This is a genomic window from Roseibium sp. M-1 (genome assembly GCF_054515675.1).
Genome location: NZ_CM137257.1, coordinates 679,687 through 705,009 on the forward strand (window position 1 = coordinate 679,687; position 25,323 = coordinate 705,009).

A 25,323-nucleotide genomic window follows, 5' to 3' on the forward strand; every position below is an offset into this window, starting at 1 on the left:
TGAAAATTTGTTGCTGTTTCACCTGCGTTTCGTGGGGCGACCTTTGTTTTCGATAGCTGGTGTCCGGTTTCCAAGCATTTTCTCCACCGGCAGCCTGAAACAGGGGGCCATAGCTTCAATCCTTTCCATTCCCTTTTCGTAAAGGTAAGCTTTTCGCAAAATCATGCGGGAGGACCTCATGCCGCCACGGGCGCCGATCGGCGAATTGCCGACCCATTCCGTCACCAACATGCCGCCGCATCTGGGCGACCAGGATCTCTGGGCGGAGGATGCCGCGCTCCGGGACTGGGTCGGGCGTTTCGGCGGAAGTTGGGCGGAAGGACATCTGGCGGATGCGGGCAGGGTGGCCGGAAAGGCGGAGACGTTTGAGCTGGCGGAGGCAGCCAATCGCTTTCCCCCTGAGCTGAAAGCCTTTGACCGCTACGGGATGCGGCTCAACCAGGTGACCTTTCACCCGGCCTATCACGACTTGATGGCGCTATCCGTCCGGCACGGCCTTGCGAGCTTCGCCTGGACCAACCGGCGGCCGGGTGCACAGGTCGCCCATATGGCGCTTAGCTACATGTTTTCGCAGGTCGAGGGCGGGGTCATGTGCCCGATGTCCATGACTTATTCGGTGCTGCCGATGCTTTATGCCAATCCGGGTGCCGGGGATGCACTGATCCCCTTGCTGCTGTCGCGAGACTATGACGGCCGGGACGTCCCGCTTGGTGAAAAGACCGGGGCGACGGTCGGCATGTTCATGACCGAGAAACAGGGCGGTTCGGATGTGCGGTCCAACACGACGACCGCGCGGCCGGTGGGGTCCGGCACTGGTAGGGACGAAGCCTATTTCCTGAACGGTCACAAGTTTTTCTGTTCCGCACCGATGTCCGACGCATTCTTCACGCTCGCCTATACCGAAGGCGGACAATCCTGTTTTCTGGTGCCGCGCTGGACGCCGGACGGCGCGCGCAACACGCTTTTCATCCAGCGCCTGAAGGACAAGCTCGGCAATCGCTCCAACGCGTCCTCGGAGATCGAGTTTCAGGACACATACGGCGTCATGATTGGTGAGGAGGGGCGGGGCATCCGCACCATTATCGACATGGTGCAAGGCAACCGCATCTTTTGCGCGGCAAGCTCCGCGGCGATGATGCGCCAGGGCCTCATTCAGGCGCTGCACCACACCGGCCACCGCTCCGCCTTCCAGAAGCGGCTGATCCAGCAGCCGCTGATGCGCAGCGTCCTTGCGGATCTGGCGATCGAGGCGGAAGCCGCGCTGGCCCTGACCTTGCGGGTCGCTCAGGCGATGGACAATGGCGAGACGGAGCCCGGGGAGGCAGCGCTGGCGCGCATCGGCACGGCGATTGCCAAATACTGGGTATGCAAGCGGGCGCCAAATCATCTTTACGAGGCAATGGAGCGCCACGGCGGCTCCGGTTATGTGGAAGAATCGGTCCTGCCGCGGCTTTACCGCGAAGCACCGGTGAACAGCATCTGGGAAGGCTCGGGCAACGTCATGTGCCTGGATGTATTGAGGGCGATGAAGCGCGAGCCGGAGGGAGTAGCCGCGCTTCTTAACGAATTTGAAGCCGCATGTGGAAGCGACAGGGCGTTCGACCGGGAGTTCGACCACCTGAATCGGGAACTGACGGAAACGCATGATCTGGACCCGCGTGCGCGCGCAATAACCGAACGTCTTGCGATCCTCTGGCAGGCAGCTTTGCTGATACGCTTCGGTCCGCCGGCTCTTGCAGAGGCATATTGCGCCTCGCGCCTTGGCCGCCGCTGGAGCGGCTGCTACGGAGCTCTGCCTGCCGGGCTGGATGTTGCAGCCATTCTTGACAGGGTGATGCGGGCAACTGCCGCCTGAATGTCTTAAACACCGGGATAACTCCGGGGAAGCTGCGCAAGCGCCCTTGTACAACTTGCCGCCGCATAACAGACTGTTCGCACAGGAGTTTCCACTCTTCTGGTGAAAGCGCTGTCCGTGGGGGGATACGGGTGGTGCAGGCGGGGACAATGCTACCGGATCCGGACGACCAGGCAACGCTGGACCTGTCGGCGGCAATTGCCGCGCTTCAGTCCAGGATTGGCAAAGCCGGGCTTTCCTTAAAGGAAAGCGCCGATTTCTCCCTGTTCGAGCAGACTGTGCGCGGCACCGAAGACAAATACCTGATGGAGGATTTCTCGCCGCGCTTTTTCGACCTGCACGGCGCGACGGCCTTCTGGGTGGCCGCCTACAACGCTCATGGCAATATCGTCTCCGTTCAGGCCGCCAAGGTGGAGGACCTGAAGGACAGGAGCCTCGCCGAACATTGGCAGCAACAGCAGCGGCGGATTTTTGTCGATCCCAATCCCCAGGCCCGCTTCGGTACAGAACATGCGCATGACGCCTATTTCATGCGCGGCCGCATCGTCTATCACGGCAACCTTTGGCTCAGAAAGGACATCCGCGGCCAGGGATTGGCGGAACCGCTGACGCAACTCGGGTTTCTGCTGTCGCTGATTAAATGGTCGCCGGACTATCTCTATGGCCTGATGGCCGCCAAAAGTGCGGAGAAAGGTTTCGGCATCCGTGTCGGCTATCGCCGCTTCGTGCCCCGTGGGACCCATTGGGAAATCGCTCCAGGCCATATCCGCCCAGATGACTGGCTGGTCTATGCGACCCGCAGCGATCTGCACGGCCTGGCGAAGCTGATCCTCAGGTCCGCCGGTGAAGGTCCTGAATGACGCCGAGATAGGCGCAGAAGCGCAGGTCCGAGGTCAGCGCCGGCCGGACGGCGACGATCAGCCGTTCGAATGCAATCTCGAAGGTTTCTCCGTTCACATGCACCTGGGCGCGGGCATAGCCATAATAGGGTTGTCCGTCGAGCGCCTTTCGATAACCGTCTGCCGACGCCTGCTCCAGAACCGGATCAGGTGTGCGCAGGCCGCTGGCCGGGCTTGTGGGCGTCGCCCAGTCCTCGCCGAAAAGCTGGCGCTGACCGCTGTCCTTGCCGACATAAAAGATCGGTGGCGGCGTGCCGTCCGGCATCCTGTCGGAGCACAGGCTCAAATAGGGAAGAAAGGGTTTCAGACTGGCCTGCACGTCGCCAGCCGGAGCGGTCATGACGCTTTCGAAGAATGCGGACAACAGCGGATCCGCCAGGCCTTTTTCGATGGCCTCGGTGCCGAGTTCAGCAAACAGAGTGTCCGGGCGGTTAAGCACTGTTCCTCTTTCGCGCTGTGAGCTTCCGTATGTCAAATCAGTGTATCGGACATTCGTAATCAAACTGTCAAACCGGAGCCGCCGGATGCCGCGCCAACCGCATACCGAAAGGTGCCGCGAAGGTTTACCGGTCGAAGGCCTTCAGGAGCAGGGACATCACGTTCAGGAACTCATCCCGTTTCTCAGGTGAAAGTTCTTCCGGGGCCGACACGGAATAGTCGAGCGTGAGGATCATGTCCCACATTTCCGTAAGGTTGGCCGCGTCGATTGCCGCCTTGAGGTCGACGGGTTCCCTGACCACAGGCTGCACATGTTCGGGAACGTACGTCTGCAACCTTTTCAGATAGTCGTAATGCATGTCCGAGCCTGTTTGTCTTTCGGTTATTCTTTCCGGGAACCGGCGTTGCCGACATACGCTCCGGCTGACCTCCTGCGCAGATGAGGGCGCGTCGCTAGCGACAGCCCTTTCTGCTTGTTCACCCGAGGGTAGTTAATAGCATAGGTTGCACGGTTCTGTCATGTTACGGAACTGTCATAAGAGATCCGTTGCGAAACACTGTTAATACTTGCTTGCTTTCGAAATTAGGCGCAGGCAAAGCTTTCCAGGCCCGGTCGAAGCGGCCAAGTACCAAGATCGGTGTTGACTCCTGAGGCAAAGGCGGGAAAAAGCTGCAAGGAAATGAATCTCCCGCATGTCTTATCGAGGGCAGGATCACATGGTTGCGCGCATCTACCGTCCGGCAAAAACCGCCATGCAGTCGGGCAAGGCAAAGACCCACCGCTGGGTTCTGGACTATGAACCGGAAGTCGCGAAATCGGTCGAGCCGCTGATGGGCTATACCTCCTCTTCCGACATGAAACAGCAGATCCGCCTGTACTTCGACACGCAGGAAGAAGCCGTTGCCTATGCCAAGCGTCACGGCATTGCCCATCGGGTGGAAAAGGCCCAGGAACGCAAAGTGCGCGGCTCGGCCTATGCCGACAATTTCAAGTTCAGCCGCCAGGCACCCTGGACGCACTGACCGGTTCCATTCCGGTTGCTGAAAGTCCCGCCGGTCGATCGATTGTCTGTTGAAAGCAGCAAAAGCGGATCGACAGGGGTGTGGATTTCAGCGCATTTGATCGGGACGGCAACCCCCGTCCTTTTAAGAACGGCCCCGTAGCTCAGCTGGATAGAGCACTCGCCTTCTAAGCGAATGGTCGCAGGTTCGAATCCTGCCGGGGTCGCCATTTTCTAACTGTCCAACCCGAAGACACAGGTAACAGTTTGTGCCGGAGACATGGGTTACAACCTCGTGCCGAACGGGTTGTCGATTGTCTATGGTGTTCTCTGCTCCAGGTCGAAATATCCCAGATCATAGCTCATGAAGCTGATCAGCCAAATTCCATCGACGACTTCCTTGATCCCGAGCTTTTGACCGGCCAGCACGGCGCCGGCCTTTCTGAGGCTGTTGGTTGGCCTGGCACGTCAGCCGCAACGCAGCAATCCCTAGCCGCAACGCAGCAATCCCTGCGACAATGACCTGCAACCGGCCTGCAATCATGGAATGAATTTTTGCTGTTTTGGTCTTCACCCGGCACATTCAACGTGCAGGTTGAGCAGCATCGTTCATGCTGCCGTAGACAAAAAACGCCGCCCCTTCTGCAAGGGGGCGGCGGATCTTCCGGAAAGCCTCTGGAGCTTTCAGACGGAATCGGCTTTGGCCGAATCCATTTTCTGGCCAACCATCAGCGGCGTGATCTTGGTCTTCAAGATCATGTCCACGTCTTCAGATCCGTCTTCCAGGGACTGAAGGGCCATGTCCAGGAAATAGGAGCAGAACGTGCGGCCGTCCTTGTCCGATTCCTTCTTCGTATAACGGATCATGCGCTTGATTGCTTCGATAGCAGGCTCTTGATCGAGCTCAGCGCGGTCCGGTTTTCCAACTGCCTTTGACATAAGACTACCCACCAGTATTTGTTGCCGTTTGCAGCAGAGCTGCTGTGACCATCCACGAAAAGCATGCTGTTGCGGCGTGAAAGGAGCGTGATAAGGTGCTGTTGTGCTTTAGGTTGCGTGATATTCGCGGTTGCGCGATGAAGGCGCACCAAACGTGCGTTCCAAATATGGGGAATTGATGGCGATCGCGTCCTGCTTTGCATGCCTCGGGCGGCCCTTGCTCCTAAGCAAAGGGCAGGAGCCCGTTGCCGTCAAAACCCGTAAGGCTCTGGCCATTATGGGATTTTTGAGCCGCCAGAGCGGATTTTCCTCGCCGCGCGAAGCCCTTGCCGATCTTTTGTGGAGCGGAACGGACCGGCACAAGGCAATGCAGTCCCTGCGCCAGGCCCTTCGGCAGTTGAAGACGGCGGAGAATGAGGCCGGAATCGACGTCGTGCGATCGGCGCCGGGACATATCCAGCTTGACCCGGGTGTGTTCGTCTCGGACCTGAGCAGGGTCATGGATCTGGTGGAACGCGGCAACGCCGCTGATTTTCGCGAGGCGGAGGACCTTTGGCGCGGGGAATTCCTCGCCGGTTACGACGATATCGATACGGAATTTTCCGATTGGCTCACCGTTGAGCGGGAGCGGGTCAGTTCGGAGGTCACCAGTGCCGCCTTCAAGCATCTCAACCGGATATCCACCGAAGATGGCGGCCTGCAAATCGAAGCCGGCGGACGTTTTCTTCTCAAGATCGACCCGGCGATGGAATCAGCCCACAGGGTGCTGATCCGGCTTTATCTGGGGCTCGGCCAGAGGGAGCGCGCCGAGCAGCAACTGCGTGCCTGTGAACGCGAACTGAAGCTTCATTTGGATGCGGAGCCGGATGAAGAAACGCGGGCATTGCTGACGCAGGAGCATGTTAGTGCTTGGACGTCGGACGCATTTTTGCGTCCTAGTGAAGTTAAGTCAAATCGAATAGACTTTTCGAACCACGAAGAAGTCGTACGCCTTCCAGAGATTTCAATCGTGTCGTCCTCACTATTGAAGAAGGGTCTGAACGACGCTGTTCACCTTAGAGAAGAGATTGTTTCTGGATTGTCTTCCTTTAGGTCATTTGACTTATATGAGTCGGAGTACTTCGGAGACGATCACTTTCCAAAGGCGACTCTCGTAAAGGGAAATGAACTAGGAAGCTATCTCCTACGCTTCAGGCATGATGAACGATCTGGAAAAATTGTTGTCCAGTTTGAGGATCGTGGCAATGGTCAGATCGTTTTCAATGAGATCGTAGATCTGAGTCGCATGAACGTGATTTCGCCGGTCGCGAGCCAGATCGTGAGCCGCATTCATATGCATTCTACAGGTAAGCTGAGAAACCCCTCAAATACGGCTGTATTTGCAAGGTGGTGCCAAGCCGATGCCTTGTTATGGGACTTCACGCCGCAGTCAGACGAAAAAGCTCTTAGGATTCTGGATGAGATCGAAAGAATGAATAGTTCATTTTCAATGATCTATTCAGGAAGAGCTTCAATAATTATGAAGCGTGCGCTTCATTTTCCTTTGATGGAAGGTGCGCTTTCGGAAGGAATGAATAATCTACTTAATCTAGCCGAGCGTTCGATAATGCTTGACCCGTGGCAGGCCGTGAACCAACGCATTTATGGTTGGACACTCATTTTGTCGAACATGCCGGATGAGGCAAGGCGAGCTTTTCAAAACGCGGGGCGACTGAGTTCTGCAGATCCTGCGAATCTGATGTCAGTTGCCGAGGGGCTTGCCTTCTCGGGTGATGTGAACGAGGCAATCTCTACTGCAGAAAGGGCGTTCTCCCTTTCTGCCTTCGTACCTCGCATGTTTTACGAGTACCTCGCCAACATCTTTTTTGCAGCGGAGGATTATGAGGGTGCAATCAACCAGATAGAGCGTGGATCTGGTGTTGGTGTCAGCGGCCTCACAACTAGGGTTGCCGCGCTTTTGTGTGCTGGCCGAGAAGAGGAGGCGCTTCAAACGCTTCAAAGATATGGCGAGCACCGCCATGAGCTCTTGAAGAGTTCGCCAGCGCTTGCGGATGACCCTGAGGGCTGGCGAAAGAAAATCAACTTCTTTCAGGTCTCAAAGGCTCGGCAGGATTTTGATAAAGGTGCGGCTCTCGTTCAGCGCTTCCTGTTCGACGGTTCTGGATCAGTTTAGTTTGAATATTTTAGCCAATCCGGAAATATAATCTTCGTTTAAAGCGTCTAGTTTTGCTTGGTTTAGTCTGAATGGGACTGCTGTTGCATTTGGTTGTGCTTTACAGTCAACCACCTTAAACCTTAACAGTTCTGTTGTTTGTTTTGGAAGTCCGATCGCAGCCAGCTCGCGTGCAGGATTGGTCTGAAGTTCCCTGCGGAAATCGTCGTCCAATGCAGCTTTGGCGATCAGTCTGCCGAGTTCCTTCACGTTCTTTTCGTGATATGGAAATCTTGCCATTTGGTCGTTCCTTAAGCAATCCGGACCCAAAAAACTTGGATCCGGATCAGCGTGCAGAGTTTCGTTGGTTACTCCGGGATAACTTCATAGTAGCAATTTGCCAAAACGGCCTTGCCGAGTTCTTCGAAGTAGCTTTCGTCGTTTGCGGCGACGCGGGCGGCGTCGACATCGGCCGGGATCACCAGATGCACCAGGTCGGCAGTATCGGCGAGCAGGGTCGCGTCGGTTTTGACGCCGATTTCAGCCAGAACTTCTGCCGGGCTTTCGATGAGCCGGTCGCGAGCTCCAGCGTTCTGGATGATAGCGCCAAGTTTCGCGCCGATTTCCAGGTCAATACGAGAAGTTGTTTTGGCGTGCATAATGAGCCTCCAGAAGCTAAAGTTGTGCTGTGTCTTGCCTGGTGGTTGGATGGTCACCCGGCAATTCTGAAAAGGGTCAAACTTTAGTAAGATTTTGTTTGAATTAAACGATTACTACTGTTCGACTGCTTTCGATCTAAATGTAGAGCAAAGCGGTCTACTCGCTCAATGGTAGTCTTGGTAATCTACGTCGGGTGCAATTTCAGGGTGAGGCAAAGTAATAAGCTTAATAGGCTTCCGGGGGTGGGATGACGAGGGGCGTTAATCTTGGAATTGGAAATGATGTCGAGATATCCCGTCAGCTTGGAGACGAGTTGGCGTCGGATCTCTTGCGCCTGGGCCTGTTGAGCGAAAATCAGCATGGGTCACGAACCGGTTTGCGGCTTGAGGACGATAGCCTGCGCCTGTTTTTACCGATGCTCGCGGCCTTCGATATCCGCCTCGTGCCGGTGAGGAGGGAAGGGTGCCCGGTTGCCTTCTGTACCGGCCTTCTGAAAGTCGTCCATCGTACCTCGAGGGGCGGCCAGTCATCCGAACAGACAATTCCCGCCGGAGGACAGGGCAAAACCGAAGCAATTGCAGCAATTGGTTGTGTCGGCGAGCTCTCCGAGCGGCTAAGTCTTTGGAGTCTGGGGAATAGTGACAATAGAGTTTTTCAGAAAAGCCCTGGGCAACCAGAAGTCGATTTTGCCTGTCTACTTGGATTGAGTGACTCGCAAAGCCGAAATGCGGCTGTCGATCTGGGTGTGAAACCTGATGGATACACTGGAGCGGGGCCGGACTGGCACGGGCTCACGGATCGACGCGTTTCCCTTCGCAGGTTGTCGGATGGGCAGGTGGCTGCGTGTCCGAGTTTCGGAGTGTTGTTTCAGGAATTCGAACGAGCTACCGGCAGGCGCTTATCTTACGCATCAAGCGTCGGCTGTGCGGTCTGGCCGACCCTGGCCGGTGCCCGGGAACGCGCGGCGCTGGAGCTGGCCGAGCGCGACGCAATTGCACAAGCGTGGTACAACCGCTTGGGGATAACTTTCGTTGAAAATTCGACCCTTGCGGAAATTTTACAACCGGACCTGTTGGACTATCTCAACGGACAGCCGAGGGTCTTCGGCATCTATGGCGTCGAAACCGACCTAGCTGTTCATGTCGTCATGGCAATTTCACACGATGTGGAAGGTCGCCTTTGCGCCTTTGGTTCAGCCGCCGGATGGGATATCGCGTCTGCATGCGACAGTGCGATCCGAGAAATGCTGCAATCCGAAAACGCGCTGACACTGATGGACAGGTCCTATCCCGCAACGTCGCACACGGCCAAGGTGCCGCGGCAGCTTGCTTATGCTCGGCAGAAATCCATTTTCGACGATCTGCCGCTCAAGGCTCTGCCGGCTGCCGACCGGGGGCAGCTTGAAATGCGTTATTCGTTCGAAGGCCTGTTGCAAAGCTGCCGCGACCGGGCGATCGAGATCTGGGAATTCGATGCGACCCGACAGGATTTAGCAATTCCCTGTATCAAGCTGCTGTCACCGGACCTGTGCGGCTGGGAGCCGCGCTTCGGCAAGAGACGGCTCTTTCAAGGCGTCGTCGACCGGGGTCTGCGGCGGTCACCTGCGTCAGAGGCCGAATTCGCCGCGCGGCCGTTTCCGTTCTGACAGTTTGACAGGCCTGCGTGTCGAAGTTAAAAAATACATGACACAAAAGTTCATGTTTTGTGTCGCGCGTCAGGATGACGACTGGGTCATCCTATCTCTGGAAAAACTTGTGGCGGGGTCTCTCCCCGCTTTTTTTTCGCTCAAACCTCAGCGAACCGCAGGTCTTCCGTCCTCATAGGGACGGGCAAGAGTCATGACCCAGAAATTGCGCCACTTCCCCGTGTTGCGGTTCGTTCGCGCGATGCCGATCCGCGTCACATAGGGGTTGAGCAGGTTCTTGTTGTGACCTTCCGATCCCTGCCAGCCACGGAAGGCCGCGGGCAGGTCGGCATACCCGGCGCCCAGATTTTCCGCGCCCGCATAATTGGCATACCTGGCCTTGTCGAGCCGCTGCGACAGTCCAAACGCACTGTGTGCCCAGGTGTCCATGCTGTCTCGCTCGGCTATGTGCCTGGCCATCTTCTGGGACACCGTATCGAGGGCCGGGTCGTGCCGCAGCGCCGGCAGTCCCTTCTGTTCCCGGTAGGTGTTGACGAGCGACAACATCTGAGCCTTGTCGACGGGCTGGTCCGACAGAACTGTCTTGTCTTCCAGGTCACCCCGACCCGGCAGAGCGCCGCAGGCGGCAACGGTTGCCACCAGAAGGACGAGAAGCAACTTGCTCAAGAGACCGTTTCGGCGGAGCTGGCTGTAAGTCATATTCCCGCTCATGCCTCATCTCCGGGCCAGACAACTCCTTCGTCGGCAAAAAAGTCGTGCGGACCGGGGAAGTTCTCTACATAGGCCATGTGAGTTACGACGCCGGTCCGGGGTGAGTGATAATGAAGGAAATAGGCAGCCGGCTCGAAATTGAAAAGAGCCGGGCCTTCCTCGGTAAGGTCCAGGACGACCTGATGGCCGGTGCTGGGGGCGAGTGTCATGATCTTTCCGGCAAAGCCGGCGATGATCGGACGATGCAGATGGCCGCACAGAAAACGTTCCACGTGCCGGTGGGAGGAGACCACCTCGGCCAGGGCATCGGCGTCGCTCAGCCCGATCGCGTCCATATGGCCGATGCCGGAAAGGGCTGGGGGATGATGCAGGGCGATCAATGTCGGCTTGGCGCTTTCTTCCAGCCTCGCGTCCAGCCATTCCAGTTGCGCCGTGCCCAGCCTTCCGCGCGGATCGTTCGGCAAATGGGTGTCCAGGGCAATGAGACGGACATCGCCGATATCGGCCGCATAGCAAATCTTCCCGTCCGGATTGTCCGAAATGCCCGGGTAGTCCGCCATCGCGCGGCGCATGCCGTCCGTGCTGTCGTGGTTTCCCGGGATCAGATAGACGGGCATGCCGACCCTGGAAAACAGGGACCTTGCAACGGCATACTCTCTGGGGTCGCTGCCATCGGTGAGATCGCCGGTCACGACCAGCGCGTCCGGTTTGGGTGCAAGGGCGTTCAGCGATCGGATTGCGCGCTCGGCGAACATGTTTGTGTCCGACACGCGGTAGCACGCGAGGCCTCTCGGGCGCAGGTGCAGGTCGGTCATATGGGCAATCAGTGTCATCGGAACCCTACAGACTCACGGCAATTGTCTCTTGCCCGGACGATAAACCGGCGACATGAGAGGGCAAGGACTAGTTTTGTTTTTTGAAAAGCTCATGTAGGAGAAGCGTTCGGGGAAGGTTGGGAAAGCCGGCCGGTCGCAAATATTGGATATGGGAATTGATGGCGGACAAGAGCGACGATCTGGCAGCTGAAGCTCCGAAGACAGCAGAGAGCGCCACCGAAGCAGTCAGTGGCCACGGGGAAGCGATGCAACCGGTTCGAAAACCGGTTTGGCTGAAGATCTTCGGTCACGATATTACAGCACCCTTTCTGCTTCTTCTCTTTGCTATTGTCCTTTTCGCCCCCGGGCAATGGACCATACCGCCGCTTGATCGGGACGAGCCCCGCTTCACCCAGGCGACCAAGCAGATGCTGGAAACGGACAATTACATAGACATCCGTTTCCAGGATCAGGCGCGCTACAAGAAACCGGTCGGGATCTACTGGCTGCAGGCCGCGGCGGTGAAGCTAACGGGCAAGGGGGCCGATGCGCCCTTGTGGACCTATCGCCTGCCATCGGTCATTGCAGCCACAATCAGCGTTCTTGCCGCGTTCTGGCTCGCCCGGGCCTTCATGGGTCCCGCCGGGGCGTTGCTTGCCGCGGGATTTGTCGCCATGTCGATCATCGTCGGGGTCGAAGCACGGCTTGCCAAAACCGACGCAGTTCTGCTTGCCACAATTCTGATCGCCGAAGGGGCGCTTGCTCGGATCTGGCTGAAAAATCCCGGAAAACGGCTTTGGGGCTTGAGCTTTGTGTTCTGGACTGCGCTGGCGGCGAGCGTGCTCATCAAGGGCCCGGTCGGTCCGATGGTGGTTGGGCTGACCGTTGCCGGGCTGATGGTGCTGACACGAAAGTTCGCCTGGTTCAAGGCGGCCTCTCCGCTGGTCGGGCTGGTCTGGTTCCTCCTTCTGGTTTCGCCCTGGTTCGTCGCCATCTGGATCGCGACCGACGGGTCCTTCTTCACCGAGGCGATCGGCAAGGATCTGCTCGGCAAGGTGGGGCAGGGTCAGGAGGGGCATGGCGCTCCGCCTTTGACACACCTGGGAGCCATGTTTGGAATTTTCTGGCCCTTGCCGGCCTTTTTCCTGCTGGCACTGCCGCTGATCTGGCGCGAACGCAAAAGTCCGCTCGTCGTGTTCGCCGCCGCATGGTTCGTCCCGAGTTGGATCGTGTTCGAGTTGGTCGCGACCAAGTTGCCGCATTATACGATGCCGCTGCTGCCAGCACTTGTTTTGCCGGTTGCCGCCGCGTTGCTGGAAGGGGCCGGGAACGGGCTCCGATCCTGGTTGCGCTGGCTTGCCGCCATTCTCGTCGCATTGCCTGCCATCGGTCTTGCTGCAGCTGCTTTCGCGGGGCCCTTCGTTCTTGGCGCCTGGCCATCGCCTCCTGGCGCAGTCCTTATGGCGATCGGCGCCATCTTTGGCGTCATTGCCGCCGCCAGATTGCTGCGTGGCCCGGCGCTTCATGCCTTTCTTCCGGTCTGCGTCACCGCAATCTGCATTGCCGTTGGGTTCTGGGGCTTTGTGGGCCCGGCCCTGACGCCGATCTGGGTCAGCCCCCGCCTTGTGGAGGCAATCGACACGATCCCGAGCTGTGCGGATCGCAGCGCACGCCTTGTTGTGACCGACGGGTTTCACGAACCGAGCTTCATTTTTCTGGAGGGAACGACGACGCGGATCGTGCCGCCAAAGGGCGCTGCGGAGTTCCTGGCTGCCGACGACACGGACCAGCCGGCAATGTGCCGGGTCGCAGCCGTCGAAAGCCGGGAAGAAGCGGCGTTTTTGCAGGCTGCCAAGGAGATTGGCCTTGTGCCCGAGGTTCGAAAAAGGGTAGACGGCCTCAATATCAACGGTGGCGACAAGGTGGACATTGCCCTCTACCAGGCGGCAAGTCCCACCACGGGTGCAGAAGAAGGCAATGACGAGCAGCAGTAAAAATGTCTGGCATGTTCTGGCGCGGATGCGAGGGAATGTAAGGCGGGCAGCCATACTGTTTTCCGGCCGCAGGGAGCGGGCACGCCAAAACCGCGATCCGCTGCCGCCGGGGCAGCGGCCGCAGGACATCCTGGCGGTGCTGCTTCTGACCGTCGGCATCGCCGTTGTTGCCTTCGATGTGCCGACTTATCCCTGGCTCCGTTCACTGCCTGGTGAATACCGGTCGGCCTTCCGAGCCTTTACCGACTTCGGCAAAGCGGACTGGATCCTGTTGTCCACCGGGTCTGTCTGCCTCTTTCTGTTGGCGCTGGATGTAGGCCGCTATGCCTTCCGGCTGCGCATGGCTGTCGGGGCCATCTTCACCTATTCGGCTTTCATCTTCTATACGGTCGCCGGAACCGGTTTGCTTGCCATAGCCTTCAAATGGAGCCTCGGCCGGGCCCGGCCCAAGCTCTATGAGATTGTCGGTCCGGTCCGCTTCGACTTTCTGGCTTTCGATGGGACCTATACAAGTTTCCCGTCCGGGCATTCGACCACGGTCGCCGCATTGGCGACGGCACTTGCCTTCATCTTTCCGGCTTACCGCTGGCTGATTGTGGTGGCAGCCTTCTGGCTGGCATTCAGCCGGGTCATGGTCGGGGCGCATTATCCGAGTGACGTCATCGCCGGCACTCTGCTCGGGATGACGTTTACTTTCTTCACGGTCCGCGCGATGGCGCGGCGCCGGATCGGATTTCATCTGTCGTCGGCCGGCAAGATCGAGCCGAACATGAACATACTGTCGGCGCGCACCTGCCTGCGTGCTGTCTGGCAGGTGCTGCGCGGGCAGCGTGGCGCCGGCCGGATCCCGGCAACGGCACTGGCGGTCGACGAGACAGGACGGACGAACGTATGACGCAGAGCTATCAGGAGGCATTGGCTGCCAGCAAGGGAGGGCTGGAAGTCACGGTCGTAGTTCCGGCGAAGGACGAAGCCGAGAACCTGCCGATCCTTTTGGACGAAATAGAAACGGCTCTGCAGGGGCGCCGGTTTGAGGTGATCGTCATCGACGACGGCTCCTCCGACGGCACGGATATCGTATTGCAGGACTATGCGGCGACCCATGACTGGCTGCGCCCGATCCGTCACGAAAAGTCCTGCGGACAAAGCTGCGCCGTGCGCACCGGCCTGCAGAATGCCCGCGGCGATGTGGTGGCGACCATCGACGGCGACGGCGAAAACAACCCTGACTATATTCCGGCACTGCTGGACGCATTGCAGGCGGCCGGACCCGCGGTGGCGCTTGCTGCCGGGCAGAGGCTCGGGCGCAAGGCCAGCCTCGCCAAGCGGTATGCCTCCAAATTCGCCAACAGGCTGCGCGGTGCGATCCTGCGCGACAACACCCGCGACAGCGGCTGCGGCCTGAAAGCCTTGCGACGCGAGGTATTTCTACAACTACCTTATTTCGACAGCTGGCATCGTTTCCTGCCGGCCCTGGTCATCCGGGAAGGGTACGGTGTCACGCATATCGATGTGCAGGACCGCCAACGGCGGCACGGCACATCCAAATACGGTATTTTCGACCGGGCACTCGTCGGTGTCCTCGATCTCTTCGGGGTCTGGTGGTTGCGCCGGCGGCGCAAAAAGATACCTGACGCGCGTCCGCTGACCTGATTGATGCCCCAATCCCGGTGGAGAAGCCTGCCAAACTCCTAATAACTCTGACTGGATTTTCCCATGAACGCGTTTTTTGACTGGATTCACACGGTCTTTGTCGCCCAGTTCGATTTCTGGATCATTCTGGGCTTTTTTGCCCAGGGCATGTTCATGATGCGCTTCGTGATCCAGTGGATCGCTTCCGAGCGCGTCGGCCGTTCGATCGTACCGGTCGCCTTCTGGTTCTTTTCCATCGCCGGCGGGGCGCTGCTGCTGATCTATGCCATCCAGCGCCAGGATCCGGTCTTTATTGCCGGCCAGGGACTGGGGCTGGTTATTTACTTCCGGAACCTCTGGCTGATCTTCAAGGAAAAGCGGGACGATCCGACGATCTGAGAGCGAACAGCAAGAAAGTGATGGCGCCGGTCATGCCGGCGCCTTTGTCGTTCAGGATCAGCGGGCGCACAAACGGAATCGGTTGAGCGTTCTCCTGAACGCACGAAGCTCACATCTAGCCGAAGGCCCTATCGAGCGCCTGGCCGAGATCCCTGATCAGGTCTTCCGGGTCCTCCAGACCGATATGCAGGCGAACGGAGTTGAGCTCAGGATCGACTGCGGTCGCAGTGCGCGCGCCCTTGAGGCGCACCGGAATGGCAAGGCTTTCAAATCCACCCCAGGAATAGCCGAGGCCGAAAAGGGTCAGGGCGTCGAGAAAGGCAAAGGCCTGGCTCTGTGCGGTGCCTTCCCTGAAATCGAAAGCGCAGAGGCCAGAAGCACCGGAAAAGTCCCGTTTCCAGAGTGCGTGTCCCGGATCCGTTTCAAGAGCGGGATAGCGGATGCGGGCTACCTGCGGCTGGTGCTGCAGCCAGTCGAGCACGGCCTTGGTGTTGCGCTGATGGCGTTCCAGGCGCACGGAAAGGGTTCTCAGGCCTCTCAGGCCCAGGAAGATGTCGTCGGGCGCCACATGGCTGCCCATGGCGCCACAAACGGCATCCAGTTTCGGCCAGGCCTTTTCGCTTGCTGCAATCGTGCCAAGCATGGCGTCGGAATGGCCGACTATATATTTCGTGCCCGCCTGGATTGACAGATCGACACCAAGGGCAAGTGGCTGGCAGAAAAGCGGGCTGGCCCAGGTATTGTCCATAAGAACCGTCGCATCGATCTCATGGGCGGCGGCGGCGATAGACGGGACGTCCTGCATTTCGAAGGTAAGGGACCCGGGAGCCTCCGTGAAGACTGCAGCAGTCGTGTCCCGGAACAGGGACCTGATCCCGGCTCCGACCTGCGGATCGTAATACTCCACGGTGACACCTAAGCCGGGCAGCACCGTGTCGGCAAAATGCCGGGTCGGGCCATAGGCTGTGTCCGCGATCAGGATATGGTCACCCGCCTTGACGCAGGAGAGAATGGCAAGGGCAATCGCGTTGAGCCCGGAATTGGCGATCTTCACGCCCGCAGCGCCTTCGATCTCCTTCAGGGCGCCTTCCAGTGAATCGGTCGTCGGGTTTCCGCGGCGGGCATAGGAATAGGTCTGACCGCCGGTGATCATGGTCTCGACATCGGGATAGAGCACCGTCGAGGCATGGACGACGGGTGGATTTACGAAACCGTGAAAGGCGCGCGGATCCCGGCCGGCATGGGCAAGTTTTGTGTCTGGCTTCAGCGGCGTCTTGGATACGGAACTGGACATGAAGGCTCTTGCGTGCGTGGTGGAGAGGAGGGCGAACCGGGATGGGTCGCACCGACCGCACACTGTAGTCATTCGCTTCCGGCCTGCAACCGGCATGTGAAAGCGCCGTGTTGCGCTGCAAAACAATGATAATTTTACCGTCAACGTTAACGAGGCGCCCCGTCAGTCTAAATGGATTGAAGCCTTTTTAGGCATTGACTGAATTGCGTTTGGGCATGTTGTGCGTTTGTGCATCCTTTGAGGCGGGAATTGGCCGGTGGGTGGAGAAATGTGACGAGATATCTGCAGCAAGTACTTGACCCGAACGGCTAAATGCCATCGTATGGTGCCGTTGGGTTGGGACGGAAGATATCTGGAGGAAGCAGTCGTCAAGGCTGGCAACCGTCCGGTAAGCGAGACGGGGAAGACGTCTTCCGATCACACCCGGCACAATAAAGTATGGGTAACAAATAAAGGCTGCATATCCATGTCCAACAAATTCCTTCCGCTCGTAATCGGCGCTGCTATGGGAGTCGCCGCGACGACGGCTGCCGGTGCAACGACGCTGGAAGACGTCAAGGCAAAGGGCTTCATTCAGTGTGGTGTGAGCCAGGGTCTGCCGGGCTTCTCCAATCCGGATGCCCAGGGGAACTGGACCGGCATCGACGTTGACTACTGCCGCGCAATGGCTGCCGCAGTGTTCGGCGATGCGTCCGCTGTCAAATACACTCCGCTGTCCGCAAAAGAGCGTTTCACCGCTCTGCAGTCCGGCGAAGTCGACGTTCTGTCCCGCAACACCACCTGGACCATGTCTCGCGACACCCAGCTGGGTCTGAACTTTGCCGGTGTGAACTACTACGACGGCCAGGGCTTCATGGTCCGCAAGGACCTGGGCGTGACCTCCGCTCTGGAACTGTCCGGCGCTTCCGTCTGCACCAACACCGGTACCACGACCGAGCTGAACGTTGCCGACTACTTCCGTGCACATAACATGCCGTACGAAATCGTCGCCTTCGAAAAGGCCGATGAAGTTGTGGCTGCTTATGACGCCGGCCGTTGCGACGTCTACACCACTGATGCCTCGGGCCTGTACGCACAGCGCCTGAAGCTGACCAACCCGGGCGACCACATGGTTCTGCCGGAAATCATCTCCAAGGAGCCGCTGGGCCCGGTCGTTCGTCAGGGTGACGACGAGTGGTTCAACATTGCCCGCTGGACCCTCAATGCGATGCTTAACGCAGAAGAAATGGACGTCACGTCCGCCAACGTCGACGAGAAGAAGAGCTCTGACGATCCGAACGTAAAGCGTCTTCTCGGTGTCGAAGGTGCCTTTGGTGAAGCTATCGGTCTCAGCAACGACTGGGCCTATAACGTCATCAAGCAGGTTGGCAACTACGAAGAGTCCTTCAACGCCAACGTTGGTCCGGACACTCCGCTCGGTATCGCACGTGGCGTGAACGCCCTGTGGAACGACGGCGGCTTCATGTACGCTCCGCCGATCCGCTAATCCTCACGGTAAACTGAGGATTGTTGGGGTTCCGGCGGGTTTGTCTGCCGGAACCCTTAATAAATTCCACGCACAAAAAACCGGCTGAAAGCCGGGAACCGCGTGGGGGAACAGACTGCTTCCGACGACAGGGGAGCGCTGCCAAGGCGCAGCTGGGAAGCAGGACAGACACGGATCGGGGAGAGGCTTCGTGCCGGGCCCGTTCGTGAAAACTTGGGCGAGGTTCTATGTCAGTAATGGAGCAGGACTCGGCGGGGGCGCCGGCGCGTGCTTCGCTGTTGAACGATCCCAAGGCCCGCGGGCTGTTTTATCAGGTACTCCTGATTGCCGCGCTGGTCTTCTTTGGGTATTTCATCGTATCGAACACGATCCGCAACCTGGAGCAGCAGAATATCGCCTCCGGTTGGGGCTTCCTTCAAAATACCGCCGGCTTCGGGATCATCCAGTCGCTGGTGCCTTATCAGGAAACGTCCAGCTATGGGCAGGCGCTTCTTGTAGGCTTCTTCAACACAATCCTGGTCGCCGTTGTCGGTATCTTCTTTGCGACAGTGATAGGATTTGTGGTCGGTATCGCGCGATTGTCGAACAACTGGGTCATCAATCGCCTTGCCTATTGCTATGTCGAGCTTGTCCGCAATGTGCCGCTGCTGCTGCAGATCTTCTTCTGGTACTTCGCGGTGTTGCGGTCCATTCCTGCAAAGCGGGAAAAATGGTCGTTGTTCGATACATTTCACCTCAATATCGGCGGCTTGAGGATGCCCAAACCGATCTGGGAACCCGGATCGTACTGGATGGCCATCGCGCTCCTCGTCGGCATCGTCGTATCGGTCGTGGTTTCCAGGTGGGCACACAAGCGCCAGGATGCCACGGGTCAGCAGTTTCCCGTTTTCTGGACAGCTGTGGGACTCATCGTCGGTCTACCGGTTCTGACCTATCTCGTAACCGGCATGCCGATGACGCTCGAATATCCGAACTTCGTCACGGAAGGCCCGATCCTGCGTCAGGGGTTCGAACTCAATGTTGGTATCAACGTCATTCCTGAGTTCCTGGCCTTGACCGCCGCGCTTTCGATCTACACGGCATCCTTCATTGCCGAAATCGTTCGCGCAGGCATTCAGGCCGTTAACCACGGCCAAACGGAGGCGGCGCATGCGCTCGGGCTTCGCAATGGTCCGACACTGCGTCTGGTGGTCATTCCCCAGGCAATGCGGGTGATCATTCCTCCGCTGACGAGCCAGTATCTCAACCTCACCAAAAACTCGTCTCTGGCGGTCGCGATTGCCTTCCCGGACCTCGTGTCCGTCGGCGGTACGGTTCTGAACCAGACCGGCCAGGCAATCGAAATTATCGGCATCTGGATGGCGGTTTATCTGTCGCTCAGCCTGCTCACCTCGGCCTTCATGAACTGGTACAACCAGCGCATGGCGCTCGTGGAAAGGTAAGGAGCGCACAAAATGGCTAACACTGAGATGTTCCAAATCAGAACGGAAGAAGCGCCGCGGTTGCCGGCGCCTGTTTCGACCACCGGTGTCATCGGCTGGATGCGGCAGAACCTGTTTTCATCCATCGGCAACACCATTCTTACTGTAATCGGGATCCTGATCGCCTATTCGATCATCGCGCCATTCGTTCAGTTCGCGCTGATCGACGCCGTCTGGTCGGGGGAAAATCGCGAAGCCTGCCTGGTGCAGGACGGCGGTCATGCAGGTGCTTGCTGGGCCTATGTGAAGGCTTATCTGCCGCAGTTCATCTACGGCCGGTACCCGACACCCGAAATATGGCGCGTCAACATCGTCTATCTTCTGTTCGCCCTGCTTCTGGTGCCGCTGGCAATTCCCAGCGCACCGTTCAAGAAGATCAACGCGATCCTGTTTCTGGTCGTCTTTCCGATCATCTCGTATTTCCTGCTGACCGGTCTGGTCGTCGGGGGAACGGTGATCCTGCCGATCGTTGAAACAGCTGTCTGGGGCGGCCTGCTGGTGACGCTGGTCATCGCGGTAACCGGTATTGTGGCGTCGCTGCCACTCGGCATTGCGCTGGCGCTTGGCCGCCGGTCGAAGATGCCGATCATCAAGCTGGTCTCGATCGTCTTCATCGAGTTCTGGCGCGGTGTGCCGCTTATCACGGTGCTGTTCATGTCCTCGGTGATGCTGCCGCTGTTCCTGCCGGAAGGCGTCACCTTCGACAAGCTGCTGCGCGTGTTGATCGGCGTGACGCTGTTCTCCGCGGCCTACATGGCCGAGGTGGTTCGTGGTGGTCTGCAGGCGATCCCGAAAGGACAGTACGAAGGAGCGATGGCACTTGGGCTGCGTTTCTGGCCGATGATGTATCTCATCATCCTGCCGCAAGCGCTGAAGCTCGTGATCCCGGGTATCGTCAACACCTTCATCGGTCTCTTCAAGGACACGACCCTGGTGCTGATTGTCGGCATGTTCGACCTTCTCGGCCAGATCCAGTCATCCTTCACCGATCCGACCTGGTCGACACCCAGCCAAGGGCACACCGGCTATCTCTTCGCCGCGATGGTGTTCTTCGTTTTCTGCTTCGGCATGTCGCGATACTCCATCTTCATGGAGAAGAAGCTGCATACCGGCCACAAACGCTAGCACCCGCTTCCGGGGCGCGCGATGAAACGCAGCGCCCCGGCCAAAGGACACTCTTGGAGTAAAAAATATGTCTGAAAACGCTGTACGCGACGAGGATCTCGCAGCCGACCGTTCGAAAATGACCATCTCCGAAACGGATGTGGCTATCGAGATCCGGAACATGAACAAGTGGTACGGGGATTTCCACGTGCTGCGCGATATCAACCTCAAGGTCATGCGCGGCGAGCGTATCGTGATCTGCGGACCGTCCGGATCCGGCAAGTCCACGATGATCCGCTGCATCAACCGGCTTGAAGAGCACCAGGCCGGCCAGATCATCGTCGATGGCATCGAACTGACGGACGACCTGAAAAAGATCGACGAAATCCGCAGGGAAGTCGGCATGTGCTTCCAGCACTTCAACCTGTTTCCGCACCTGACCATCCTGGAAAACTGCACGCTGGCGCCGATCTGGGTCCGCAAGATGCCCAAGAAGGAAGCCGAAGACATCGCGATGCACTATCTGGAGCGCGTCAAGATCCCGGAACAGGCATTGAAATATCCCGGTCAGCTTTCCGGTGGCCAGCAGCAGCGCGTGGCGATTGCCCGTTCGCTCTGCATGAACCCCAAGATCATGCTGTTCGATGAGCCGACGTCGGCACTCGATCCGGAAATGATCAAGGAAGTTCTGGATGTCATGGTCGGGCTTGCCGAAGAAGGCATGACCATGCTGTGCGTGACCCACGAGATGGGCTTCGCCCGCAAGGTCGCCAACCGGGTTATCTTCATGGATGCCGGCCAGATTGTGGAACAGAACGAACCGGAAGAGTTCTTCACCAACCCGCAGCACGAGCGGACCAAGCTGTTCCTCAGCCAGATCCTGCATCACTGATCCCGAAGTCAGTAGGTGGCTCGGTTGTTTCGCAAGGCCGTTTTCGGTCTCATCCTTGCCGCCTTCGCACTAGGTATCGCCATGGGCCTTGGAACGCTTGTTCCAAGGCCCATGTTCGTTTCGGAAGCCGTTGAGCGGCCAGTTGACGCTCAGGAGGTCAAAAGGCGCATTCTCGTCCTTTCCAATCCGATACACACGGATATCGCGCTTCCGGCCGATCCGGATGTCCTGAAGACCTTCGACTTCGTCTCGAACGCCGGTCTGGATCTCGATTATCCCGGCGTCTTCTGGGTCGTTTTTGGTTGGGGAGGCCGGTCCTTCTATATCGAAACGCCCACCTGGGGCGATCTGAAACCGGGGCCTGTTCTCAACGCCTTAACGTGGGATGCGTCTGTGATGCACGTCCGCCGTAGCGGGGATATCCCGGTGAACCAGGATGACGTGCAGGTGGTCGAACTCGGCGCCGAAGAGTTCGCCAGTCTCTTGAAGGATATCCGCGCCAGTTTCGAACATGGGGCAGGGGGCGTACCCGTGGAGATCGCCGGGGCAGCCTATGACGCCCACGACATCTTTTTTCCGGCTGTCGGCGGTTTCAATGCGTTCCTGGGCTGCAACACCTGGACAGCGCGGATGTTGCGCGGCTCTGGCCTGCGCACAGGTTGGTGGACACCGTTACCTGACACCCTGACCTTGTCACTGGACCTGCATAACGCCCGATGAGAGGCCTGAGACGAGGGCCTCCGGCTTGCAAGCAGCGTTGCTCGTGGACCGCCGCTGATTTGAAGAGAAACTTGAACGGCGGCTGGACCCGGCCATTCATCCACAATTCCGGGGTCAGGGGACGAGCCGCTCCACGGCCGACGCTGCAAGCTCCTTCAGGACACCGGGGGCTTCACCGGCACGCGCCCGGACCGATAGGCCATGGAGAACCAGCGAGAGCAGCTGCGCAGTGGCCATGATTTCGGCTTCTTCTACCAAACCACCGGTTTCGTGGCGGATCAGGCTGGCAAAGCCCTTGTCCATCCGACCGGTAACACGTTGGAGGGCTGCGTGAAAATCAGCATCCGCGACGGCTTCAGCCGGCAAGGTGGCGATGACGAGGCAGCCGTAGGAGGCACCGCAGAAACCGGAGCGGCCTGTATAGAGATCTATGGCCGCAGTCATGATGGCTTTGAGCCGCGGCTTCAAACCTTCGGTCTTCCGCCCCGCTTCGCTTAAATAGGACTGCATCTGGTCGGCGAAACGGTCGACCGCCCTCAGAAACATCTCCTTCTTGCCGCCAAATGCCGCGTAAAGGCTCGGCCGGTTCAGGCCTGTGTCCTCCGCGATCTGGTCCAGGCTGGTTGCCGCGAAACCCTGGCGCCAGAACACCTGCATGATCCTGTCGAGAGTTTCCTCTTCGTCGAATTTGCGGGGCCTGCCGCGTTTGGTTTCCATCTTCATTTTATACCATTTCGCATAAAAACATCGACGTGTCTATTTTTGTGCGATACGGTACAGAAAAGGGAGTCGCAGATGGAAAGGTTGTTGGAGATGCCAAACGTCAAGGCAGACATGGGTACCGTCGAGTGGGGCAGGCGCCAGGGAGATTTTTCCAACGGCCGATTGAACCGGTCGGAGAAACTTACCCTGCTGGCGAATCTCGGGCGCATGGGAATGTTGGAAGCCGTCGACCGGATCGGCAGCGTCTTCGGTCTGGCAAACGCCTACGGTGCAGACCTCGAAGGTTTGCAGCCGCCGGAGACGGATCTGGTTCGCGATGCACTGGACTTTGCTCAAGACGTCCAGGGCATCGAAGTGATGCGGCACAGCTGGCGCAGCTATTATTGGGGCATGATGCTTGGTGGGTACCGAAAGCTGGACATCGACAGGGAGATCCTGTTCTGCGCAGCCATTCTGCACGATGTCGGCCTCGCGCCTGGCCGTGTGCAAGAGCCTTATGAATGCTGTTTCGTTGTGCATGGCGCGGAGCGGTGCAAACACCATCTTGTCGGTAAGGGGCATGACAGGGCCAAGGTCCATGTCATTGCGGATGCGATCGGCCTCCATCTGAACGGATATGTGTCTGCACGGACTTATGGCGCGGAAGCGCACCTTCTATCTCGCGGTGCCATGTGTGATGTCTTCGGCTTCGGTCGGCGCCGGATTGAAACAAATTCGCGGCGACAGGTCCTTGCAGGCTTTCCAAAGGGCGATCTGATCGATGCTTTGGAAATCTGGCCGGGACATCACTTGGAGGGTAGCCGGGCAGATTTCCTGATGAAATTGAGCCCGCCTCGCAGGCAGATCACACCAGCGGCAAAAATCCCGGCCGCCGGCGAATAGGAGAGCGAAAGTTCAATATCATCCAAAAATGCAACCAATGAGAGAATCGCCTTGATCGATCCTGCCGTGCGAATTCTCGAGCTGCATTGCCTAAAGTTTGCTCAAACATTGCAGTTATCCGCATTTTTTCCATGTTCGCTTCGGCTTGGGAGAGGCTTGAGATTGATATTAGATGCTACGTAAAAATACAATCTATAGTTTCTTCGGAATTGTGAGATGACGTGGGGTAGTTCTAATTGGATGTCGCGCCATGAATGATCACGATTCCGAGTTCCAGTCTCGCTTGAAATTTTCGCATATCGACAAAGACACAATTGCTTCGCTGAGAGGCATCTGGCCGCGCATTGAGCCCGTTCTCGACGACGTTCTTGCCGGCTTCTACGTGCACGTAAAGACCCAGCCGCAGCTTTCGGCTCTCATCGGGCAACATCAGCCAAGACTGGTCTCGGCTCAGAAGGGCCACTGGAAGAAGCTCTTCACAAGTGGCTTTGATGCCGACTATCGCGAGAGCATCAACAGGATCGGTCATGTGCATTGCCGGATCGGACTTGAGCCGCGCTGGTACATTGCCGGCTACCGCTTTGTCTTGAACGCCTTGCAAGCCTATCTGATCAAGAAATACAGGTGGTTATTCCGGGATCTGACGAAGATGCTGAATGCCGTCACCTCGGCGGTGATGCTGGACATGGAACTTGCCATCTCCACCTATCAGGAGCAGCTCCTGCTTGAGCGCGCAGTGCAAACCGGGAAGCTCAACCAGGCGATCAAAAGGTTCCAACAGCGCGTGGACCGGCCGTTGGCGGAAGTCGACGAAGGCGCAAGGGGCATGGCTGAAGAAGCAAGCCAGCTGACGCATGTTTCCAGGGAGGCGAGAGACCAGGTGGACAGCGCCGGGAATGTCTCGAAAGAATCGAGCCTGAGTGTGCAGACCGTCGCCTCGGCGACGGAAGAGCTTTCCAGCTCGATACAGGAAATTTCAAAACAGATCGCTAGCGCCTCCAGAATCGCGAGCCAGGCAGCAGGTGGGACGGAACAGTCGAGCCTCCAGGTGGCAAGCCTTGCCGGAGCAGCGCAGAAGATCGGAGATGTTGTCGGGCTCATTCAGGCAATCGCCGAGCAGACAAACCTTCTGGCACTCAACGCAACCATCGAAGCAGCCCGCGCCGGTGATGCCGGCAAGGGATTTGCCGTTGTGGCAAGTGAAGTCAAGACCCTGGCGGAACAGACGGCAAGGGCGACCGAGGAAATCAGCCAGCAGGTTACGGAAATCCAGGATTCCACCGAAAACGCGGTTGCCTCTATCCAGTCCATTGCAGAGGTCGTCAAGCAACTCGACGAAATGACCGCATCCATAGCCGCCGCCGTCGAAGAACAGGGCGCGGCAACGCAGGAAATCTCGCACAGCGTCCAGACGGTTGCAGCGGGTGCACAGACCCTAGACGACAACATCAACGGGGTGGGCCAGGCGATCGCCACGACGGACGAAGCCGCCGCAAAGATGCTAGGTGCCGCCGGTCATATGAAAGGCTGCGCCAATACGATCGCAGAAGAAATTCACGACTTCTTCTCTGCGTTGAAGCAGACCGGAACCTGACCCTAGA

Annotated in this window: 25 protein-coding genes, 1 tRNA gene and 1 pseudogene; 17 read left to right on the forward strand and 10 right to left on the reverse strand. The window is 58.2% G+C overall.

The annotated features are described in order from the left end of the window. The first annotated feature begins 178 nt into the window (after positions 1-178). Positions 179-1,855 (forward strand): acyl-CoA dehydrogenase family protein, encoded by a 1,677-nt coding sequence (locus tag ACX3M4_RS03115; protein ID WP_459357140.1) that lies wholly within the window; start codon positions 179-181, stop codon positions 1,853-1,855. 149 nt (positions 1,856-2,004) lie between these two features. Continuing rightward, positions 2,005-2,715: a hypothetical protein gene (locus ACX3M4_RS03120; protein ID WP_459357141.1), complete on the forward strand. Its 711-nt coding sequence runs from the start codon at positions 2,005-2,007 to the stop codon at positions 2,713-2,715. On the opposite strand, the gene ACX3M4_RS03125 is transcribed toward ACX3M4_RS03120, so the two are convergent. Next, entirely contained in the window at positions 2,687-3,193 is a 507-nt protein-coding gene (locus tag ACX3M4_RS03125; protein WP_459357142.1) for a hypothetical protein, read from the reverse strand. The genes ACX3M4_RS03120 and ACX3M4_RS03125 overlap by 29 nt on opposite strands. A 124-nt stretch (positions 3,194-3,317) precedes the next feature. Next, positions 3,318-3,551 carry a hypothetical protein gene (locus ACX3M4_RS03130; protein ID WP_459357143.1) on the reverse strand — a complete coding sequence of 78 codons (234 nt, stop codon included), beginning with the start codon at positions 3,549-3,551 and terminating at the stop codon, positions 3,318-3,320. A 358-nt stretch (positions 3,552-3,909) separates the two neighbouring features. Between ACX3M4_RS03130 and ACX3M4_RS03135 the strand changes: the two genes are divergently transcribed. Together ACX3M4_RS03135 and ACX3M4_RS03140 are read left to right on the forward strand one after the other, a co-directional pair. Beyond that, the gene (locus ACX3M4_RS03135) at positions 3,910-4,215 is read left to right on the forward strand and encodes an ETC complex I subunit (RefSeq protein WP_459359356.1); all 306 of its coding nucleotides are present in this window, start codon (positions 3,910-3,912) and stop codon (positions 4,213-4,215) included. Between the two features lie 131 nt (positions 4,216-4,346). Beyond that, positions 4,347-4,423, forward strand: a tRNA-Arg gene (locus ACX3M4_RS03140). A gap of 88 nt (positions 4,424-4,511) precedes the next feature. Here the strand turns inward: ACX3M4_RS03140 and ACX3M4_RS03145 are convergent. Continuing rightward, positions 4,512-4,622: pseudogene (locus tag ACX3M4_RS03145) on the reverse strand (transposase); the annotation flags it as partial. 255 nt (positions 4,623-4,877) lie between these two features. After that, complete coding sequence (locus ACX3M4_RS03150) at positions 4,878-5,060, reverse strand: hypothetical protein (protein ID WP_459357144.1); 183 nt, start codon at positions 5,058-5,060, stop codon at positions 4,878-4,880. Positions 5,061-5,310: 250 nt separating this feature from the next. Here ACX3M4_RS03150 and ACX3M4_RS03155 point away from each other — a divergent pair, with 250 nt between their 5' ends. Then, entirely contained in the window at positions 5,311-7,305 is a 1,995-nt protein-coding gene (locus tag ACX3M4_RS03155; protein WP_459357145.1) for a BTAD domain-containing putative transcriptional regulator, read from the forward strand. On the opposite strand, the gene ACX3M4_RS03160 is transcribed toward ACX3M4_RS03155, so the two are convergent. Further along, complete coding sequence (locus tag ACX3M4_RS03160; RefSeq protein ID WP_459357146.1) at positions 7,297-7,584, reverse strand: hypothetical protein; 288 nt, start codon at positions 7,582-7,584, stop codon at positions 7,297-7,299. The genes ACX3M4_RS03155 and ACX3M4_RS03160 overlap by 9 nt on opposite strands. A gap of 68 nt (positions 7,585-7,652) precedes the next feature. After that, positions 7,653-7,943 carry a hypothetical protein gene (locus ACX3M4_RS03165; protein WP_459357147.1) on the reverse strand — a complete coding sequence of 97 codons (291 nt, stop codon included), beginning with the start codon at positions 7,941-7,943 and terminating at the stop codon, positions 7,653-7,655. 248 nt (positions 7,944-8,191) lie between these two features. Here ACX3M4_RS03165 and ACX3M4_RS03170 point away from each other — a divergent pair, with 248 nt between their 5' ends. Then, complete coding sequence (locus tag ACX3M4_RS03170) at positions 8,192-9,589, forward strand: YcaO-like family protein (RefSeq protein ID WP_459357148.1); 1,398 nt, start codon at positions 8,192-8,194, stop codon at positions 9,587-9,589. A 147-nt stretch (positions 9,590-9,736) separates the two neighbouring features. On the opposite strand, the gene ACX3M4_RS03175 is transcribed toward ACX3M4_RS03170, so the two are convergent. Both ACX3M4_RS03175 and ACX3M4_RS03180 read right to left on the reverse strand, forming a co-directional pair. Continuing rightward, on the reverse strand, positions 9,737-10,300 hold the full coding sequence (locus ACX3M4_RS03175; RefSeq protein ID WP_459357149.1) for a CAP domain-containing protein: 564 nt from the start codon (positions 10,298-10,300) through the stop codon (positions 9,737-9,739). Next, positions 10,297-11,133 (reverse strand): phosphodiesterase, encoded by an 837-nt coding sequence (locus ACX3M4_RS03180; RefSeq protein WP_459357150.1) that lies wholly within the window; start codon positions 11,131-11,133, stop codon positions 10,297-10,299. Before ACX3M4_RS03180 ends, ACX3M4_RS03175 begins: the two co-directional genes overlap by 4 nt. Positions 11,134-11,294: 161 nt before the next feature. On the opposite strand from ACX3M4_RS03180, the gene ACX3M4_RS03185 reads away from it, so the two are divergent. From ACX3M4_RS03185 to ACX3M4_RS03200, 4 genes are all read left to right on the forward strand, one after another. Continuing rightward, positions 11,295-13,109 carry an ArnT family glycosyltransferase gene (locus tag ACX3M4_RS03185; protein WP_459357151.1) on the forward strand — a complete coding sequence of 605 codons (1,815 nt, stop codon included), beginning with the start codon at positions 11,295-11,297 and terminating at the stop codon, positions 13,107-13,109. Further along, on the forward strand, positions 13,093-14,004 hold the full coding sequence (locus ACX3M4_RS03190) for a phosphatase PAP2 family protein (protein ID WP_459357152.1): 912 nt from the start codon (positions 13,093-13,095) through the stop codon (positions 14,002-14,004). The genes ACX3M4_RS03185 and ACX3M4_RS03190 overlap by 17 nt, the downstream gene beginning before the upstream one ends. Further along, complete coding sequence (locus tag ACX3M4_RS03195; RefSeq protein ID WP_459357153.1) at positions 14,001-14,762, forward strand: glycosyltransferase family 2 protein; 762 nt, start codon at positions 14,001-14,003, stop codon at positions 14,760-14,762. Before ACX3M4_RS03190 ends, ACX3M4_RS03195 begins: the two co-directional genes overlap by 4 nt. Positions 14,763-14,825: 63 nt before the next feature. After that, positions 14,826-15,140, forward strand: a complete 315-nt coding sequence (locus ACX3M4_RS03200) for a lipid-A-disaccharide synthase N-terminal domain-containing protein (protein ID WP_459357154.1) — start codon at positions 14,826-14,828, stop codon at positions 15,138-15,140. A gap of 115 nt (positions 15,141-15,255) precedes the next feature. On the opposite strand, the gene metC is transcribed toward ACX3M4_RS03200, so the two are convergent. Then, complete coding sequence (gene metC / locus ACX3M4_RS03205; protein WP_459357155.1) at positions 15,256-16,434, reverse strand: cystathionine beta-lyase; 1,179 nt, start codon at positions 16,432-16,434, stop codon at positions 15,256-15,258. Positions 16,435-16,900: 466 nt separating this feature from the next. On the opposite strand from metC, the gene ACX3M4_RS03210 reads away from it, so the two are divergent. The 5 genes from ACX3M4_RS03210 (at position 16,901) to ACX3M4_RS03230 (ending at position 22,117) form a co-directional block, all read left to right on the forward strand. Continuing rightward, the gene (locus tag ACX3M4_RS03210) at positions 16,901-17,920 is read left to right on the forward strand and encodes an amino acid ABC transporter substrate-binding protein (RefSeq protein WP_459357156.1); all 1,020 of its coding nucleotides are present in this window, start codon (positions 16,901-16,903) and stop codon (positions 17,918-17,920) included. 236 nt (positions 17,921-18,156) lie between these two features. Next, positions 18,157-19,362 (forward strand): amino acid ABC transporter permease, encoded by a 1,206-nt coding sequence (locus tag ACX3M4_RS03215; RefSeq protein WP_459357157.1) that lies wholly within the window; start codon positions 18,157-18,159, stop codon positions 19,360-19,362. A gap of 12 nt (positions 19,363-19,374) precedes the next feature. Next, positions 19,375-20,526: an amino acid ABC transporter permease gene (locus ACX3M4_RS03220; protein WP_459357158.1), complete on the forward strand. Its 1,152-nt coding sequence runs from the start codon at positions 19,375-19,377 to the stop codon at positions 20,524-20,526. A 67-nt stretch (positions 20,527-20,593) separates the two neighbouring features. After that, on the forward strand, positions 20,594-21,397 hold the full coding sequence (locus ACX3M4_RS03225; protein WP_459357159.1) for an amino acid ABC transporter ATP-binding protein: 804 nt from the start codon (positions 20,594-20,596) through the stop codon (positions 21,395-21,397). Positions 21,398-21,412: 15 nt separating this feature from the next. Further along, the gene (locus ACX3M4_RS03230) at positions 21,413-22,117 is read left to right on the forward strand and encodes a TIGR02117 family protein (protein ID WP_459357160.1); all 705 of its coding nucleotides are present in this window, start codon (positions 21,413-21,415) and stop codon (positions 22,115-22,117) included. Positions 22,118-22,231: 114 nt separating this feature from the next. On the opposite strand, the gene ACX3M4_RS03235 is transcribed toward ACX3M4_RS03230, so the two are convergent. Then, complete coding sequence (locus ACX3M4_RS03235; protein ID WP_459357161.1) at positions 22,232-22,840, reverse strand: TetR/AcrR family transcriptional regulator; 609 nt, start codon at positions 22,838-22,840, stop codon at positions 22,232-22,234. 72 nt (positions 22,841-22,912) lie between these two features. Here ACX3M4_RS03235 and ACX3M4_RS03240 point away from each other — a divergent pair, with 72 nt between their 5' ends. Together ACX3M4_RS03240 and ACX3M4_RS03245 are read left to right on the forward strand one after the other, a co-directional pair. Further along, a complete protein-coding gene (locus ACX3M4_RS03240; RefSeq protein WP_459357162.1) occupies positions 22,913-23,722 on the forward strand; it encodes an HD domain-containing protein in 810 nt (269 codons plus the stop codon). Positions 23,723-23,972: 250 nt separating this feature from the next. Beyond that, positions 23,973-25,316 (forward strand): methyl-accepting chemotaxis protein, encoded by a 1,344-nt coding sequence (locus ACX3M4_RS03245; RefSeq protein ID WP_459357163.1) that lies wholly within the window; start codon positions 23,973-23,975, stop codon positions 25,314-25,316. Positions 25,317-25,323: the final 7 nt, after the last annotated feature.

Bases quoted from the DNA above. Each gene is read 5' to 3' on its own strand.
- ACX3M4_RS03115 (WP_459357140.1), top strand. From the start codon at position 179: ATGCCGCCACGGGCGCCGATCGGCGAATTGCCGACCCATTCCGTCACC.
- ACX3M4_RS03120 (WP_459357141.1), top strand. From the start codon at position 2,005: ATGCTACCGGATCCGGACGACCAGGCAACGCTGGACCTGTCGGCGGCA.
- ACX3M4_RS03130 (WP_459357143.1), bottom strand. From the start codon at position 3,551: ATGCATTACGACTATCTGAAAAGGTTGCAGACGTACGTTCCCGAACAT.
- ACX3M4_RS03135 (WP_459359356.1), top strand. From the start codon at position 3,910: ATGGTTGCGCGCATCTACCGTCCGGCAAAAACCGCCATGCAGTCGGGC.
- ACX3M4_RS03150 (WP_459357144.1), bottom strand. From the start codon at position 5,060: ATGATCCGTTATACGAAGAAGGAATCGGACAAGGACGGCCGCACGTTC.
- ACX3M4_RS03155 (WP_459357145.1), top strand. From the start codon at position 5,311: ATGGCGATCGCGTCCTGCTTTGCATGCCTCGGGCGGCCCTTGCTCCTA.
- ACX3M4_RS03160 (WP_459357146.1), bottom strand. From the start codon at position 7,584: ATGGCAAGATTTCCATATCACGAAAAGAACGTGAAGGAACTCGGCAGA.
- ACX3M4_RS03165 (WP_459357147.1), bottom strand. From the start codon at position 7,943: ATGCACGCCAAAACAACTTCTCGTATTGACCTGGAAATCGGCGCGAAA.
- ACX3M4_RS03170 (WP_459357148.1), top strand. From the start codon at position 8,192: ATGACGAGGGGCGTTAATCTTGGAATTGGAAATGATGTCGAGATATCC.
- ACX3M4_RS03175 (WP_459357149.1), bottom strand. From the start codon at position 10,300: ATGAGCGGGAATATGACTTACAGCCAGCTCCGCCGAAACGGTCTCTTG.
- ACX3M4_RS03180 (WP_459357150.1), bottom strand. From the start codon at position 11,133: ATGACACTGATTGCCCATATGACCGACCTGCACCTGCGCCCGAGAGGC.
- ACX3M4_RS03185 (WP_459357151.1), top strand. From the start codon at position 11,295: ATGGCGGACAAGAGCGACGATCTGGCAGCTGAAGCTCCGAAGACAGCA.
- ACX3M4_RS03190 (WP_459357152.1), top strand. From the start codon at position 13,093: ATGACGAGCAGCAGTAAAAATGTCTGGCATGTTCTGGCGCGGATGCGA.
- ACX3M4_RS03195 (WP_459357153.1), top strand. From the start codon at position 14,001: ATGACGCAGAGCTATCAGGAGGCATTGGCTGCCAGCAAGGGAGGGCTG.
- ACX3M4_RS03200 (WP_459357154.1), top strand. From the start codon at position 14,826: ATGAACGCGTTTTTTGACTGGATTCACACGGTCTTTGTCGCCCAGTTC.
- metC (WP_459357155.1), bottom strand. From the start codon at position 16,434: ATGTCCAGTTCCGTATCCAAGACGCCGCTGAAGCCAGACACAAAACTT.
- ACX3M4_RS03210 (WP_459357156.1), top strand. From the start codon at position 16,901: ATGTCCAACAAATTCCTTCCGCTCGTAATCGGCGCTGCTATGGGAGTC.
- ACX3M4_RS03215 (WP_459357157.1), top strand. From the start codon at position 18,157: ATGGAGCAGGACTCGGCGGGGGCGCCGGCGCGTGCTTCGCTGTTGAAC.
- ACX3M4_RS03220 (WP_459357158.1), top strand. From the start codon at position 19,375: ATGGCTAACACTGAGATGTTCCAAATCAGAACGGAAGAAGCGCCGCGG.
- ACX3M4_RS03225 (WP_459357159.1), top strand. From the start codon at position 20,594: ATGTCTGAAAACGCTGTACGCGACGAGGATCTCGCAGCCGACCGTTCG.
- ACX3M4_RS03235 (WP_459357161.1), bottom strand. From the start codon at position 22,840: ATGAAGATGGAAACCAAACGCGGCAGGCCCCGCAAATTCGACGAAGAG.
- ACX3M4_RS03240 (WP_459357162.1), top strand. From the start codon at position 22,913: ATGGAAAGGTTGTTGGAGATGCCAAACGTCAAGGCAGACATGGGTACC.
- ACX3M4_RS03245 (WP_459357163.1), top strand. From the start codon at position 23,973: ATGAATGATCACGATTCCGAGTTCCAGTCTCGCTTGAAATTTTCGCAT.